This is a genomic window from Deltaproteobacteria bacterium (genome assembly GCA_016933965.1).
Taxonomy (GTDB): domain Bacteria; phylum Desulfobacterota; class Syntrophia; order Syntrophales; family UBA2210; genus JAFGTS01.
In genome coordinates, this window is record JAFGTS010000044.1 from 91555 (window position 1) to 107518 (window position 15964).

Here is a 15964-nt window from a genome sequence, read left to right on the forward strand (position 1 = left end):
TCGTCTTTTTGCATCTGTACAGGTTTGTCAAGTGCCCCTTCTCCTTTCTCTCTGTTTTGAAGGTTCACGGAAAAAATTCGACACAATATGAACGTAACATAATCATTGAATGCGAACGAATCAAGGCCGGTCGTAAAAAAAATCACGACAGCTCCTTCCATTTTTTCAGTGCCGTGAAATAGAGCCCGCAGGTGACGACCGACCGGTCGATCCCTTCAAAACGAGACAGCATCGCCTGGTAGTCTTCCAGCTGTGAACGATACCGCCGCAGTTCCTCATCCATGAACTCTTCCGCACCTTGCCCCGCCGCCGGCCGTGAGGTCTTGAAATCGATGACCCACCAGGAGGTTCCGTCAAAAACGGTCAGGTCGATGGTGCCCGAGCGGATGCGCTCGTCTGTTTTTCTGTCCTCGAGGGACCACTCGCAGCGTACGACGGGGTGCCCGCCGCCGGTCAGATCCGAGAGAAACGGATCCTCAAACGAGCGTCGTGCCTCTTGAAGAATGTCCGCCGCCATTGATGAAGCCTGGGTGGCGGAGAGCCCTTCAAGGCGGAGCGCCGACCGGACGGCAACTTCCCCGGGCAGGCCTCCCGTTTCAATTCCCCGTTGCATGAGCCGGTGAATGACCGTTCCCCTGACGCGGTCGCTCAGGCCCGCCTTCGGCGATTCCGCTTCCACGGGCCTTGCTTCATCATCATCGAATGCCCCGGAAGAGGGGTTTTCTATCATGCAGGGAATTTTTTCCGGCGTCAGAGGATAGGGGGCCGGCAGTTCGGGACGGAACGAACGTTTTGCCAGTGCCGGGGCCTCACAGGGGGGATTGACGGCGATCTCCAGCCCGGATGCGGATACTCCCGCCACGTCCGCCGCCGTCTTTCCCGTCATGCCCTGATAATTCATGATCCAGCCGAGCGGGTTCTGCGTGCCGGCCTTGAAGGCCCCCTCCTTCAGGGTCGTGACACCGCTCAGATACAGGCTCTCCCGCGCCCTTGTCACGGCGACGTAGAACCAGCGCCTTGCCTCGCCGATCTTCCGTTCCTTCCTGATGTTCCTGAGGAGATTGTAGAACAGTGACGGCTGGTCGATCCGCCGGTCCGGTGACATGGCGATCAGGCGTTCACCCTTCGTGCCGGGAATGCGCTCGAGCAGATAGGGCGGGGCATGTCGGGACTCTCCCGACAGGGGGTTCCAGTCCAGGAAAGGGAGAAACACGATATCGAATTCGAGGCCCTTTGCCCGGTGGATGGTCATCAACTGGACGGGCGACCTGGCCGTCGTGGGGTCTTCCGGCTCGTAGTGGAAGTCCAGAAGAGTTTCGACCCGGTTGAGGGTTTCCAGGGGGATCCCTCTCTCCGCCTCGTCAAGAAGCTCAAGGAACCGCCTGCAATTTGCGATCCCCGCCATGTCGTACCGTGATGCCGTCCGGGCGGGGCCATCGAGCTCCTCCCACATTTTTCGAACAATGACACCCAGGTGGTCCCGTCCGATCCGCCTATAGGCGCGATCCACGGCATCTTCGACGATGGAAAGGCCGGGCAGTTTCCCTGAGGCTTCGGCGATCTTTTCCCGCCAGCTTTCGGGTGCTTCCAGCGCCGTTTCCAGGAGGGCCGCCGTATCGTACCACGACCAGGGAGAGCGAAGCAGCGATGCCCAGGCAAGGTCGTCGTGGGGTTTGACGAGAAGGCGGGCCATCTGCATGAGGTGCGCCACCTCCGGTCGCTCCTTCAGGAGCAGCCCTTCCTGAACCCGCACGGGGATGCCGGCCTGCTTGAGCGCCCGGAGATAGACGGTCAGCCTGGTACGGGTGAAGAGAAGGATGCCGATGGATCTCTCTCCTCCCGTTTCAGTGACCACCTGGCCGATCCTGCCGGCCAGCCAGAGGGCCTCGTCGGTTTTCGCCCGCTCCTTCTCATCCCTGACGAAGAGGTTGAGGGACAGGGTCGTATCGGCCGTTCCTTGCTTCACCGGCGACCCGGGACTGAAGGACACTTCGTCGGCTTCCACCCGGGGTTCCCGCATGACCTCCTCGCCGAAAAGGCCGTTCGTCCATTCGATCAGTTTTCCCGTGGAGCGGAAATTCGTTCTCAAAAGGAGCGATTCCAGGGGGATCGACCCCCGGCCGGGCAGGGGGATCCCTTTCAGGGCTTCGTAAAAGAGGGCGACCTCGGCGTTCCGGAAGGCATAGATGGATTGCTTCGGGTCACCGACGATGAAGACCGTCCTGCCGTCGCCCGGACCCCACCCGCTGCACAGCCGCTGGATCAGGTCCCACTGGTTTCTGCTCGTGTCCTGAAATTCATCGACCAGCAGGTGCTGTATCCGATGGTCGAGATAGAGATGCAGCTCCGAGGGGTCGCTTTCATTCAACACCCTGAGGGCGGCCTGTTCCAGCCCCACGAAATCGATACAGTGCCGGCTCCCGCAGAGTGACTCGTAGTCTCCGATGACCTCGGCGGCGAGGATAATGAAATCGTCCAGGTCGTTCATATTCACTGGCATGTCGTCCATCGCCGGATAGAAGCGTGTTGCCTGGAGCAGTGCCGCTGTTTTCGGCGGCATCCCGGTGATCGCTTTGGCCCATGCCGTTTTCCCGAAACCGCTGTAGAAGCCGCTCTTGGGTCCAAAGGTCCTTCTCGGCCTGCCATCCTTGGTCAGCAGGGACGCGGCGATGCTGCGCCATGCCGGCAGGTTCTCCCAGGAACTTCCGGGAAGGCGGGAGGGGAAAACCGATGCGTTCTCTGCGTCGTTGGACGCCAGGTCGGCGATGAACCGCGGCCACTGCGAACCGGGCTCTTTCTTCGCGAAATCAGCTGCAAGCCCGGACAGGCGTTCTTCCAGATACCCTGCGAGCCGTTCACGGATGATGGATGTGAGCGCATCCCTGTTTCCGTACCCGGCTTCCCTGAGCGCCCGGACAAGGTCGGTGAACTTGTCGCGCTGAGAGATAATATCCTTCAGCTCCGCCGCCAGCGCGCTCCAGTTGTTATTGTAATGAAGGAGGCGGTTCGTGAAGGCCCGCCGCGTTACATCGCCGGAGGGCAGGGCAAAGAGGCGGTTCGAAGTCTTCCTCACCGATTCTTCCAGCAGAAGGGGCTGGTCCTGGTCCGCCGAGATGTCGAAGCCGGGGACGATGCCGGCTTCCAGCGGCGCGTGGCTGACGAGGTAACTGCAGAAACCATGAAAAGTCATCACGTTCAGGCCCTTCGACGACAGGAGGACGTCTTTTCGCTCATAGTGCTTTTCAAGGGCCCGCGCGGCGTATTCCAGCAGAAGGCTGTCGGGAAGGTCCGTGTCCGTCGTTTCGTGAACCTCTTCCGCCCTGCGGAGAAAGGTCTGGATGCGGCCCTGCATCTCTCCCGCCGCCTTTTCGGTAAAGGTCAGAGCTATGATGTCGCGGGGGTGGTCGACCTCTCCCAGCAGTTTCAGAAATCTCATGGTGAGGAGAAGCGTTTTCCCCGAGCCGGCCGGTGACTCCACATGATAGGACGCCCCTGTATCAAGCGCCATCGATCGTTCCCGCGAATCGCCGAGCTCAGGTTTCATCGGGTTCCTCGTGGTTCGGTAATTCAGTTGCCTGCAATCCTTTTCGGCAGACGGTGCGGACAGGGCAGCCCCGGCAGACGGCCTCCGGGTCCTTTACGTCCGAAAAGGGACAGGGTTCAGCCGGGAACCGAGCCTCTTTGAGGAGCTCCCCCAGCCGGGATATGACAGCGGTCCACTCATCAAGCGATGCCGTGATCTCCGGGACCTCCCGGAATGTGACCTCCCGGAGTGACTTCACCTGCACGTATCCCGCCGACGCGCCCGTCACGTCACCCGCATTGATATCCAGGCCGCGTGTCTTCCCCTCGCGGACGGCCATGAGGTACAACGGGAGCTGAGGCGCTTTGAAGGCTTTCGTGATGTCCGCCTTTGCCGGAAGATTTCCCGTCTTGTAATCCCAGCAGGCAATGCCGCCCGTCCCGCTGACATCGATCCGGTCTATCCTGCCGCGAAGCGAAAAGGGCCAGTCGGACAGTTTCAGGTCCTGAAAGCTGATCTCTTCCCCGACGCATTGCCAGCCTTCCAGCCGGTGCTCGGCTTCCTTTTCGAGCCAGGCCGTCAGGAGGCCCGGCTGCGCGGAGTCTTTCAATTCAAGCCATCGTTCCCGTTCCACGACCCACCGGGGGTCACGGGACAGCGCTCCCAGGACCGTATCCACGCATGATTCAATGATCTCCCGTGATGCAGCACGCTCCCGGGTCACATCAAGACCGGCTTCCCGAATTTTTCTCGTGAACGCCGACAATACCCGGTGGAGCGCGATCCCCCGTTCACGCGGCGGGATCCCCGGTCCTGCGTCGTCAAGGGGTTCGATCCCGGCGATGGTCTCGACGAAGTACCGGAAGGGACAGGAAAGGGCCGCTTCCACCTGGGTCGGTGAAAGGACGTCCCTTTGCGCAATGGCGGGGAGCACGGGGTCTTCGGTGTCCTCGATGTCCGTCCCCAGACCGCGGAACGCCGCCTGTAGCCAGGTCGCCCGGCTCCAGGCGGGTCCCGGATCGTTCCAGATGTCAATGCCGGTCGTCTCTGCGTGCCGCGGCCAGAACGGCGAGGGCGTCAACGGCTTTGACTGTTCCTGTTCGGCCCGTGTCAGGATCACGCCTTCCGCAGAGCGCAGGAGCCGGGAAAAGCTCCGCCGCGCGAAATCATGCTGGCTTTCCACGGTTCCTCCCTGGACGAGAGCGCGTTCACGCCCGTCGAGAAGGGGAAGGGGTCGCGCCGGCTGGGGAAATGAACCGTCATTCATGTCCAGCAGGTAGAGCCGTTCGAAATCAAGGCCGCGGGACTCGATGATACCAATGACCTGGATGCCGGCCTCTTCCGATGCAGAGACCTGCGCCGTCGTTCGGGATGCCAGGTACTCCAGCCAGGAAAGGAACTCACGCCCGTTCATGAGGACCGCTGACAGATGGGCCGCAAAAATGTCGAGGATGCTTACGAGGTGCCCCTGATCGACGGTATCCTTTTCGTCGGATATCACGGGAAAGCCGAGGTGCTTCCAGAGGGTGTTCATTTCTCCCGCCCAGAAGGCCCCCTCTTTTCTTGTTTCAAGATCCCGCTCCAGGAATGAGAAGAGATGCTCCGCCGGTTCCGGGCGGACCTGTTCCAGGATGTCGGGCCGCTCTTTCTTCAATGCCCGCATGAGATGTCCGAGGCCGGAATCGACGGCGGCGGCACGCCAGACGCGGTCCGCACGGGCTATGGCGTGACGCTTTCCCTGCCAGCAGCCGTAATACGGTGAGAGAAGAAGGGCCATGAACAGGTCTCGATCGTATCCCTCAAGGGCGAAACGCAGGGGAAGAAGGGCCGCCCGTACGAGGGCCGTTTCGCTCAGGGGGACGCCGCGGGTCATGTTGAACCACTGGCTGCCCCGCGCGGGGACCTCGGCGGTGACTTCCGCAAGGGCTTTTTCGATCATCCCCACGTAGCCGTCCATATCGGGGACGACGACACCGATCCGGTGAAGCGGTATGGACCGGGCGTCTTCGACCAGACACCGCGTAAGATACTGCACTTCCTGCTCCCGGGTGGGGAGTGCCACGGCCCGGGGAACGGCCGCCTGTGAGAGCGGATCATCGATATGTTCACAGTTGCCTCTCATGCGGAACAGGGCAAAGAGATCCTCTTCCAGCGGCGCCGGGAGATCGAACCCGGCAAGCCGGACCTTGGCGGGGCAGGGGATCCTGTCCGCTTCGATGGCCTGCCGGACGTGGAGAGGAAGTTCCGCGGGGTGGAAATACCCGTCTTTCCGAAGGGCTTCTTCAAAGGCACGGCTGATGGTTCGCCGCCATTCGACAAGGGGGGGCGCAGGAGCGCCTCTTTTCGGGTCGATCCGATGTCGAACCAGGGTCTTATAGGTTTCGTCAAGGAGGGTGAATATACCGAAACCACCCTTCAGAGGCTCCGGCGGTGGTATTTTTTCCGACAGGGTTCTCCACAGGTTGATACGGTGCGGTTCCGGGGCGGGAACACGTTCGGGCCACGCATCGGCCCAGGCCGCTGAGAGCCACACGTTCAGGCTGACCGCCGGCGGGCGTTCCCAGGCCGTTTCATCCTCGAGCACGCGGGACCGTCGGAAACGATGACGCAATCTGCGGGCAAGTCTCCCCGTCGCGGTAAGGTACAGGTGATCAGGGTCCATGGAGCGTTTCCGGTGCCGGTGAGCCGGCGGCTCAGTGAGTTTTCCCCTTTATCAGTTCGACGATGCGGGGCAGGGCTTCACCGGTTCTCATGGGAATATACACGTCCGATACCGATGAAAAAGCGTTTTCCGTGGGATTGATAACGATAACCTGCGACCCCGCCTTTTTCGCTTCCATCGGGAACGCCGCGGCCGGATAGACGACACCCGACGTACCCAGGACCAGCATGACATCGCATTCCGCCGAGCACTTCAGCGCCCGGGGCAGGTTCTGGACCGCCTCTCCGAACATGACGACGTCGGGACGGGTGATGAACCCGCAGACGCTGCACCGGGGGGCGATGGACATGAGCGAGTTGATAGTATATTCACTCAGGGAATTGATGGTCTCTCTCACCCTGCCGATGAGAGGTTTCCTGTCGTAGCTTGTGACAGTGTTGCAGGCGAGACATTTCATGCGGAACACGTTTCCGTGAACCTCTATGACATCGGTGCTGCCCGCTTCCTGGTGAAGATTGTCTGCATTCTGCGTGATGACCGTTTTGAGAACGCCCATTTTTTCAAGATCCGCCAGGGCGAAATGACCGCGGTTCGGCTCGGCCCCTTCGAAGGAGTCAAGGATTTCCATGAAAAGGGGGAGCAGCTTCCCCGCATCGCGTTGCAGCGTTCTGATCAATCCGTCCGGTGTCCCCACTTCCATCGGGTCGATCCGGTCCCAGATGCCGCCGACGTCCCTGAAGGTGGCGATGCCGCTCTCAGCCGAAACACCCGCTCCACAGGAAGCGACGGTACGTGTCGACCGTGACAGGATCGCGGCCGCCTTTATCAATCCTTCTTCCCCCATCAGTAACTTCCTCCTTTTTGCATCATCGGAATACCGCCGGCTCCGCGGTCAACGCCGCGTTATCCGCGCAGCTCGCCTATGGCAAGGGCCGGTTTCCCCGACCGGGTTTGTATGTACAGTACATCATCGCTCCCGTGGAAGATGCGCAGGCGGACCTTCCCGCCACCCTCTTGTCGGATATAGCCTTCCTGGAGCAGCGTGCCGATGTGGAGCTTGAAGATGCCGATGAACTCGGCGGCGCCGTCGGCGTGACGTTTCCAGGACAGGTGCAGGTACAGCGGGTCATGATCGAGGGGGACAGCTATATGGTAGTGATGCTCGAAATCATCGTTTCCCGTCCAGTGCCTGTTCTTCTGAAGAAGCGAGCCCTGCTGGACCCGCTGCGCGAGATGGCCGAACTGCGGAAGCGGATATCTGTCGCGTATCATGGTCACGTTTCCCCCGTACCCCTCGTTTCGCGCCGTTTGAAATAATCGGCGAGGATCTCTTCGTGATCGAACATGACAGGCTTCGGCAGGGTCGTCCTGGTAAAGAGACCGATGTCGCCGGCATCATCGGCGGCCCGGGGAACACCAGTTCCCCGTGCTATGAAGACGGTGGATATCGTGTGATGCCGGGGATCGCGGTCCGGACGCGAATAGGTGTGCATCTGCTCGATGAGCTCCACGTCGAGTGATGTTTCCTCCCGCGCCTCCCGCCGTGCCGCCTCTTCCAGGGATTCTCCATAGTCGACGAACCCTCCCGGCAATGCCCATCCCACGGGGTCGTTGTTCCGCCGGATCAGAACGATGCTTCCCTCCGGCATTTCTATGATTATGTCCACCGTCGGAACAGGGTTCCGGTAATAGGGTATCTCACGGCCGCAGTGCGGGCAGGGTTTTGTGGTCTTGATCGACATGAACGTCCCCGGTGTTCCGGCAGAGAAAGTGACACCTATATTGTTGTATGGACTGTCAAATGTCAAGGAGGGAATTGCTTGACAATTCAGGGGGAATACTTTAGCCTGAGCACCACTTTCAGGCAGGTGGAACAATGATAGGCGTCCTTATCATAACTCACGGAAATCTGGGCCGGGAACTCATCAGGGCCGCGGAACTCATAAAAGGGGAACTGAAGGGGGTTATCCACGTCTCGATCGACGCGTCGCATGCCGTCGAGGATCTCAACAGGGAGATCACGGCGGCGATGAAAAAGGCGGATTCGGGGCAGGGCATCCTTATCCTGACGGACCTTTTCGGGGGAACGCCCTCGAATATATCCCTGTCATTTCTGAAAAAGGGGAAAGTTGAGGTAATAACGGGGGTGAATCTGCCGATGTTGCTGAAGGTGTCGGAACTGAACAAGAAGGCCGGTGACCTTGAGGAATTCGCGAAGGCGGTCAAAGAATACGGCACCAAGAACATCAACCTGGCCAGTGAAATATTGAATAGAAAGGTCGGGGCGTGACACGGCACATCCCGGCGATTCCTTCCTCTGTGTTCAATGAATTCCATCCTTGTCCGCGTTGACAACAGACTTGTTCACGGACAGATACTGGAAGCCTGGGTTCCCTACTTCAGGGCGAACTGTATCGTTGTCCTCAATGATGATGTGGCCGGAGATGTGTTTCGTGAGTCGGTCATCAGGATGGTGGTGCCCAGCGAGATAGAGGTACAGGTCCACGGCGTTGAGGAATTCGCGGAACATTTCAACCCCGGCGAGTGGAGCGGCAGGCGGACCATCGTTCTGATCAGGGATATACGGGACGCGCTGCGGGCCTTCCGGAAGGGGTTTTCCTTTTCACGGATCAACATCGGCAACGTGCATAATGACGACGGCAAATGCTGCGTGACGGCATCCATCTTTCTCGATGAGCTGGATGTGAAGGCACTGAATGAACTGGTCGGATCGGGGGTGACCGTTGAACTGCGATGCATACCGCAGGACAACCCGATCGGTTTCAGTGATGCCGCCGCAAAGATCTCATTATAGAGAACGGTGAAACGGCCATGTGGAAAACCGTCCTTGAGGTGGCCCTCCTGGGAGGAATCGTCTGCCTGGACAGGATTTTTCTGCAGGCGCTCATCTCCCGTCCCCTCGTTGCCGGTTCCATAACGGGGCTGTTCCTCCATGACCCGCTCACCGGCATGATCGCCGGTGCCTATATCGAACTGCTCTGGATCGACCGGCTGCCCATCGGCTCGTACCTGCCCCCCAACGATTCCATTGTCGCCATCCTTGCCGCGGCGTCGGCGATCCTGGTGGGAAGAACGATCGAGGCGACGTCCCCCGTCCTGATCACCCTGGCGATACTCCTCTTTCTTCCGGCCGGGCTTCTGGGACGGCGGCTGGACGGGATGCTTGCCGCGACGAACACCGGCCTGGCCCTCAGGGCCGAAGAGGCCGCCGCTGAAGGGAATACCTCGAAGATCACGCGATACCATCTGACGGCCCTGCTGAGGCACTTTGTGACCACCGCGACGGCGCTCTTCGTCCTTCTCATGGTCGGGCTTTTCCTGATCGAAAGGATCGTGCCTCATTTCCCCGAGGGCATTCACCGGGCCCTCGGCGTGCTGTACTGTTTCATCCCGGTCCTCGGTATCGGCGTGGCCCTGAACACCATCAAGGTCCGGGGGGCGCTGCCGCTTTTCTCGGGTCTCTTTCTGGTGGTCATGGTGATGCGGTATCTCTGGTAGAACACCGGCGGGGAAGGGTGAGAACATTCATGGATGACGTGATGGTTCGTGACATGACGGAGAACGACCTGGCGGAGGTCATGGGGATCGAGCGTTCCTCCTTCGTTACCCCCTGGACGGAAAAGCTCTTCAGGGAAGAATTCTCCCTGCCGTTCTGCCACGACCTCGTGGCCGAAAAAGACGGAACGATACTGGGATATATCAGCTTTGCCGTGGTTGTCGATGAGATCCACCTCAGGAACCTTGCCGTGCGGGAAGATCAAAGGAGGCAGGGTGTCGCCTCGTCGCTTCTGTCGGCGATGGCGGCGAGGGGCCGCGGGCAGGGTGCCCTGAGGGCGACCCTGGAAGTGAGAAAATCCAACAGGGCGGCGATAAACTTGTACACAAAAAGGGGTTTTGTGATACAAGGGATTCGCCCCTTCTATTATACGGACACCAGGGAAGACGCCCTGATCCTCTGGGGGGATCTGGCGGACAAAGGAGCGTGAGGTCGTCGCGATGGAAGAGAAGGCCGTCCATTCGGTCCGGGTCCTGTCGAACATGGAAACCGTCAAGGGACATTACCTCATGACGCTTGCAGTCCCCCCTTCCTTTACCGGGGCGGTGCCGGGGCAGTTCATCATGGTTCGGATCGCGGGAAGGGATACCCCCTTTCTTCCCCGCCCTTTCAGCATTCATTCCCTCTCGTCACAGAACGGTGAAACGGTGATGGAGGTGCTCTACCGGACGGTGGGTGCCGGGACCGCCGCAATGGCGACCCTTGCCGCCGGCGACCGGCTGGCGCTGACGGGCCCCCTGGGCCGGGGCTACCGCCTCATGCCGGAACGGAAACAGGTGGTCCTTCTGGCCGGCGGGATGGGTGTGGCGCCGCTTGCCTTTCTTGCCGAGCGACTCGGAAATGGTGATGCCGGGGAAGGTTGCCGGATGACCTGCTACCTGGGGGCGCGGACCGCCTCCCTGCTCCACGGTCTTGAAAAACTGGAACGGACCTGCGACGAGGTGAAAGCCTGCACCGACGACGGCAGCAGGGGGCATGCGGGCCTCCTGACGGAACTTTTCCGGCGGGAGATGGACGGATATGCCCCGGAAGACACGATCATCTATGCCTGCGGCCCACGGGAGATGATGAAGGAGCTCGCACGGCTGCTGGCGGGGACCGCCCTGGACTGCCAGGTCTCCCTTGAGGAGAGAATGGCCTGCGGCATCGGGGCGTGCCTGGGATGCGCCGTCGAAGTAAGGACCGCCGCGGGCGGCTCCACATATAAGAGAGTGTGCGCCGACGGTCCCGTCTTTGACATCGGCGATATTCTCTGGGGTGAATAGCGTGGGAGAGAAGAAGACACCGAAAACCAGTGTCGTCATTGGAGAACTTGCACTGAAGAACCCCGTCATGACCGCTTCGGGGACCTTCGGATACGGAGAGGAGTTCGCCCCCTATATCGACCTGAACCGCCTGGGCGCCATCGTGGTGAAGGGTATCTCACGGAGGCCGAGACGGGGGAACCCGCCGCCCCGCATCATGGAAACGCCCGCGGGGATGCTCAATGCCGTGGGGCTCGAGAACGTGGGTGTCGATGTTTTCATCGAGCAGAAACTGCCCTTCCTGCGGACCTTTGACGTGGCGGTCATCGTCAATATTTTCGGTGAGTCCGTCGAGGAATACGCCGAGGTCGCCCGCATCCTCGACGGGGTCGACGGGGTGCATGGTGTTGAGGTGAACATTTCCTGCCCCAACGTGGTCCGCGGCGGCATCGATTTCGGGATCGACCCGGAAGCGACCCGCGCCGTGACGTCGGCGGTCCGGGCCGTTACGACGCTTCCCCTCATCGTCAAACTGACGCCGAACGTAACTGACATCACGAAAATAGCCCTGGCGGCCCAGGAAGGCGGCGCCGACGCCCTTTCCCTTATCAACACCCTGAAAGGCATGGCGGTTGATATCGAAACACGGAAGCCGCGCCTGCGAAACATAACGGGAGGTCTCTCCGGCCCCGCCATCAGGCCCATCGCCCTCCGGATGGTCTGGGAGGTCGTCCGGGCGGTCACCGTGCCGGTTATCGGCGGTGGCGGCATCATGACGGCCGCCGACGCCCTTGAATTCCTCATCGCCGGTGCCCGGGCGGTCCAGGTGGGGACGGCCGGATTCATCGATCCCCGAGCGGCGATAGGCGTCATCGGAGGCATTGAAGCATACCTCGTCAAACACGGTATTCCCGATATCAACGACCTCATCGGCAGCCTGGAAGTGTAACGCACTTCGGACGACACCCGCCTTGACCGGATTTCACACAGGCTGCCGCCATCTGAATAAGCCATTGACTACATTGAACAAATAGTATATTTCAACAGCATATCGTTCGGACATATTTGCCTGACCTCACTGACACCGTGGGATCCTTAAAAAGGAGGAGGAAATGAACATTCTTGTTCTCGGTGGCGCGGGTGACATGGCCAGGGATGCTCTTGATGAACTTCAGAAAGAGAATACGGAACCGGCCGTGACCATTGCCGACCTCAACCTGGACAAGGCGGGACGGGAAGCGGCGAACAGGGGACCCCGTTTTTCCGCTCAGGGCATCAATGTCGAAGACCATGGCCGGCTCGTGGAGCTTATGAAGCAGCACGACATCACGCTGGGGTTTGCCGGGCCTTTCTATTATTACGAGAAGCGGATCGCGCAGGCCGCGCTGGACGCGGGAAGACCCTATGTCTCCATAGCCGACGATTATGAGGCCTATCTCGATGTTATGTCCCTCGACGAGGCTGCCAGGCTCAAAGGCGTGCGCGTCCTGACAGGCTGGGGGAATTCACCGGGCATCACCCAGGCCCTTGCGCGCAAGGGATATGATTCGATGGATACGCCCCGGCGCATCAATGTGCACTGGGCTGCCGGTTCCAACGAGGCGGCCGGCCCGGCCAACCTGACCCATCTCTTCAACATATTTCACGGTACGACACTCCAGACCATACGCGGCGGAGAGATACGGGTCCCCACCGGAGGGGGCAGGAAGGTTGTGAAGTTTCCCTTTCCCATGGGAGAACTGCCCGTGTACTACACGGGACATGCAGAGAGCGTTTCCATCCCGCGCAACCTGCCCGGACTTTCCGAGGTCACCCTGCACGGCGGTGTCCAACCGGCCTATATCCCGCTCCTCATCATGCTGATCGACAAGACAGGCCTTTTCAGCACACACGCCCGCAGGAAGAAGGCGGCGGAGTTCTTTTACAGGATCGAGAGCATTTTCGGAACAGGCGGATTGGACAGATCGGTGGGCCGGGTGGATGTGTACGGCTTGCATGCGGGCAAGACGGCACACCGCACCTACACATATATCGGGCACATTGCCCAGATCACCTCCATCCCCTGTGTGGTGGCGGCCCTGTGGGAACTCGGCGGAACGTTCAGAGACATCCCCGGGGGTGTCTATTCCGCGGAACGGCTGCTTGCCGACCCCGCTCCGTTCCTGGCGGAGATCATGAAAAGAGGTGTAGAGATATTCTTCCATGAGAACGGCCTCGAATAGGCAGCATTGGGACAATACAGATCCAAATCAAATTCTCAATTCGCAATTCCGATAGAATTACAGGGGCACGATACTGAATTTATTAACTATATGTAGCGGGCACGTAAAAAGAAATGTAAATGGTGTCTTCGGAATGCTGGGAGGCTTCTTAGGGGCATGTCGGGGTAAGGGATAATGATCGGTGTGCAAGTAAAGGTGATAGGCGTTTGGCTCGTCATGGTAATCGCAGCCATTTTTAATGCCGCTGTTCGCGAAAAGGTGCTTTCACCTGTGATCGGTTCTGAAACGGCGCTTCCTGTGAGCGGGTTGCTGCTGTCCACTTTGATCTTTTTGATTGTGTTTTTATCAACACCATCCTTTGGCCCTTTAGAAAGTAAAATGTATTTTTTTATTGGTCTTGAATGGTTTGTATTAACGCTGTCATTTGAATTTTTGTCAGGCCATTTTGTGGCGGGAAAACACTGGTATGAAATAATACAGGTCTTCAACGTAAAGAAAGGTGATTTGTTCATTGCGGCTCTGCTTACAACGTTGATTTCACCATGGTTGTCTGCAAAACTGAGAGGCCTGGTATAGATCAAACAGCTCCTGACAAAGCGTATGCACAGGGATTCCGAAAAGCTGCGCGTCTTTTTCGCTCAGTTTTTTGATGACGGCGACCTGCAGGCGTTATGACAGGACAATCGAAAGGAGGTCCCATGTTACCCCGGAAACAAAAACAGAGGTACGAAGCGTTCTTCGGGTCAACAGCCCAGAATGGTATTTTAGATCCAAAAACAACCGTTATGGTCCAGTTGGCAGCCTCGTTCGCCATTGGTTGTTATCCATGAATGGAGCACTTCTTTGGCGTTGCCAAAGAAAACGGCCTTACGGACGATGAGATCGGTGCAGTGCAATCCATAACTATGGCAGTATCGGCAGGAAGAATAAGAGCACAGTTCAGACAGGTAAGAGAAAACATGGGCATTGATGGGAAATAACGGCATACCATCAGGTTATGAAGAACCGAGCTGTACTTATGTGGCAAGGCACAGACAGGAGATCGAGCGGTCCTTGAGGGACCGGTGATGCATGACAAGGCGCCGAACCGGGACACGGTCCTTACGGACCACGCCCGATCAACGCCGTGTGGCATAAAACAGGGACGATGGAGGGCATGGACGAATGGGTGTACTCGATGAAGTTGAAAGAACAGCGATCAGGGATGTACTGGGGAAAGGCTGGCTGACCCATGATGGAATGTGGTTTTTTCACACGTGCCGTGAATTCGGCATAGAGAAAGCCAATGAATTGAACAAAGCGGCCATAAGATCCTTGGCGCCGATCGAGATGGGGAGGATGAAGCGGCTTCTGGGGGTCACGGGGGACCGTTTCGAAACGTTCGATGACCTCGCGCAATTCATGCTTGCGGGCCTGGAATTGACCCTGCCGCATTCGGTCTTCAAGCAGTTTCGCTGCACTCCATCAGCAGGAAATGTAATACACTGGAAATGGGAAAACTCTCAATGCTTCGCTTACAAGGGCATGAAACAGATCGGGGTGATCGATGGATACAGTTGTGGCGTGATATACAGGATCGAATGCTGGCTTGAGTCGCTGAATATCCAATACTCGATACAACCGGAGATCAAAGGCTGTCTCATGCATGAGAAAGGCGAATGTGAAGGAGAAATTCATGTTCTTCTTACGTAGGATCGCAGAAAAAAAAGACGGGAGTGACGACTTCCTTCACCCGATCGGGGACCTGAGACGATCACACGCGTAGGTTTGTTCAGCCGAAGCAGCAAGCGGCGCGACCGATAGGGAGCATGAGGAACCATACAGGGGAGGGAACGAAGATGGCCGTACGCATTGTAAGACTGGGCAGTCCCAGAGCGAAAGGTGAGGGTATCCGGATAGGAACGGTTCGTCGTCCGCCGCGAGGGGTGCCGAAGACAGAGTTTGCATCGCGGGACTGGTATGACCTGTGGTACCCTCATCTGGCCCCGAGTTTAGAGACCATGAAGCTGGGAAGATCGGCTTCGACTCCGGCTCAGTGGCGGGAATTCATGAAGAAGTACCAGCGTGAGATGGCAACGCCGGAGAACAGCCGCACTATTGAACTGCTGGCTGCTCTTTCGCACCGCTGCAACTTCTCGGTCGGGTGCTATTGTGAAGATGAGACGCGCTGCCACCGGTCGGTGCTGCGCGAGCTAATGGCCGCGGCGGGTGCGAAGATTGAACAAAAGGGGTCGGGTCTTGTACTATAACATTGAAACCCCGTATAGGGCAGTAACATGAGAGTATTGGAGGAGCGGCCATGAATCCAACATCACGAAGCATCATTGCGGTGGCAGTGACCGGGATATGGGTAAATGCATCCGAGTTCTTAAGAAACGAGGTCCTTCTGAAAACATACTGGGTGGACCATTATCGATCACTCGGAATGATTTTTCCCTCTGAACCAAAAAACGGAATGATATGGCTGGTTTGGGGGTTTTTATTCGCCATCGCCATGTATGTCCTCTCAAGAAAATTCGACGTGATACAAACGGCGCTTATCAGCTGGTTCATGTCATTTGTTCTGATGTGGCTGGTCATATTGAATCTGAACGTGCTCCCCGTTGCTCTTCTTCTGTATGCCGTTCCGCTCAGTCTGCTGGAAGTCTTTGTCGGATCGTACCTGTGTATCAGGATATCCCCGAAGGGATGAGCTTTTGATCATAAATGACCCCTGCCGGCACCGATTGTTATTTC

General features: G+C 58.4%; 16 protein-coding genes. 11 read left to right on the forward strand and 5 right to left on the reverse strand.

Annotated features, from left to right (window positions below; genetic code table 11):
* Nucleotides 1–142: 142 nt before the first annotated feature.
* Genes JXO48_11070 through JXO48_11090 form a run of 5 tightly spaced genes read right to left on the reverse strand, consistent with a single transcriptional unit; the run spans nt 143 to nt 7927 of the window.
* Nucleotides 143–3544 carry a UvrD-helicase domain-containing protein gene (locus JXO48_11070; protein MBN2284419.1) on the reverse strand — a complete coding sequence of 1134 codons (3402 nt, stop codon included), beginning with the start codon at nt 3542–3544 and terminating at the stop codon, nt 143–145.
* On the reverse strand, nt 3534–6185 hold the full coding sequence (locus JXO48_11075; protein ID MBN2284420.1) for a PD-(D/E)XK nuclease family protein: 2652 nt from the start codon (nt 6183–6185) through the stop codon (nt 3534–3536). The genes JXO48_11070 and JXO48_11075 overlap by 11 nt, the downstream gene beginning before the upstream one ends.
* A gap of 31 nt (nt 6186–6216) precedes the next feature.
* Nucleotides 6217–7029, reverse strand: coding sequence for an NAD-dependent protein deacylase (locus tag JXO48_11080; protein MBN2284421.1), 813 nt, complete (start codon nt 7027–7029; stop codon nt 6217–6219).
* Between the two features lie 59 nt (nt 7030–7088).
* Nucleotides 7089–7457 (reverse strand): hypothetical protein, encoded by a 369-nt coding sequence (locus JXO48_11085; GenBank protein MBN2284422.1) that lies wholly within the window; start codon nt 7455–7457, stop codon nt 7089–7091.
* 2 nt (nt 7458–7459) lie between these two features.
* Entirely contained in the window at nt 7460–7927 is a 468-nt protein-coding gene (locus JXO48_11090) for an NUDIX hydrolase (protein ID MBN2284423.1), read from the reverse strand.
* A 134-nt stretch (nt 7928–8061) separates the two neighbouring features.
* Between JXO48_11090 and JXO48_11095 the strand changes: the two genes are divergently transcribed.
* The 11 genes from JXO48_11095 (at nt 8062) to JXO48_11145 (ending at nt 15920) form a co-directional block, all read left to right on the forward strand.
* The gene (locus JXO48_11095; protein MBN2284424.1) at nt 8062–8475 is read left to right on the forward strand and encodes a PTS fructose transporter subunit IIA; all 414 of its coding nucleotides are present in this window, start codon (nt 8062–8064) and stop codon (nt 8473–8475) included.
* A gap of 36 nt (nt 8476–8511) precedes the next feature.
* Entirely contained in the window at nt 8512–9000 is a 489-nt protein-coding gene (locus JXO48_11100) for a PTS sugar transporter subunit IIB (GenBank protein ID MBN2284425.1), read from the forward strand.
* Nucleotides 9001–9017: 17 nt separating this feature from the next.
* Nucleotides 9018–9704, forward strand: coding sequence for a PTS sugar transporter subunit IIC (locus JXO48_11105; protein ID MBN2284426.1), 687 nt, complete (start codon nt 9018–9020; stop codon nt 9702–9704).
* A gap of 29 nt (nt 9705–9733) precedes the next feature.
* Nucleotides 9734–10192 carry a ribosomal protein S18-alanine N-acetyltransferase gene (rimI, locus tag JXO48_11110; protein MBN2284427.1) on the forward strand — a complete coding sequence of 153 codons (459 nt, stop codon included), beginning with the start codon at nt 9734–9736 and terminating at the stop codon, nt 10190–10192.
* A 10-nt stretch (nt 10193–10202) separates the two neighbouring features.
* A complete protein-coding gene (locus JXO48_11115; GenBank protein ID MBN2284428.1) occupies nt 10203–11027 on the forward strand; it encodes a dihydroorotate dehydrogenase electron transfer subunit in 825 nt (274 codons plus the stop codon).
* A gap of 67 nt (nt 11028–11094) precedes the next feature.
* Nucleotides 11095–11955 carry a dihydroorotate dehydrogenase gene (locus JXO48_11120; GenBank protein MBN2284429.1) on the forward strand — a complete coding sequence of 287 codons (861 nt, stop codon included), beginning with the start codon at nt 11095–11097 and terminating at the stop codon, nt 11953–11955.
* A gap of 163 nt (nt 11956–12118) precedes the next feature.
* Nucleotides 12119–13228, forward strand: a complete 1110-nt coding sequence (locus JXO48_11125) for a saccharopine dehydrogenase NADP-binding domain-containing protein (protein ID MBN2284430.1) — start codon at nt 12119–12121, stop codon at nt 13226–13228.
* Nucleotides 13229–13402: 174 nt separating this feature from the next.
* Nucleotides 13403–13804: a hypothetical protein gene (locus tag JXO48_11130; protein ID MBN2284431.1), complete on the forward strand. Its 402-nt coding sequence runs from the start codon at nt 13403–13405 to the stop codon at nt 13802–13804.
* Between the two features lie 588 nt (nt 13805–14392).
* Entirely contained in the window at nt 14393–14920 is a 528-nt protein-coding gene (locus JXO48_11135) for a hypothetical protein (protein ID MBN2284432.1), read from the forward strand.
* 146 nt (nt 14921–15066) lie between these two features.
* Nucleotides 15067–15477, forward strand: coding sequence for a DUF488 family protein (locus JXO48_11140; GenBank protein MBN2284433.1), 411 nt, complete (start codon nt 15067–15069; stop codon nt 15475–15477).
* 50 nt (nt 15478–15527) lie between these two features.
* On the forward strand, nt 15528–15920 hold the full coding sequence (locus JXO48_11145; GenBank protein ID MBN2284434.1) for a hypothetical protein: 393 nt from the start codon (nt 15528–15530) through the stop codon (nt 15918–15920).
* The last annotated feature ends 44 nt before the right edge of the window (nt 15921–15964 follow it).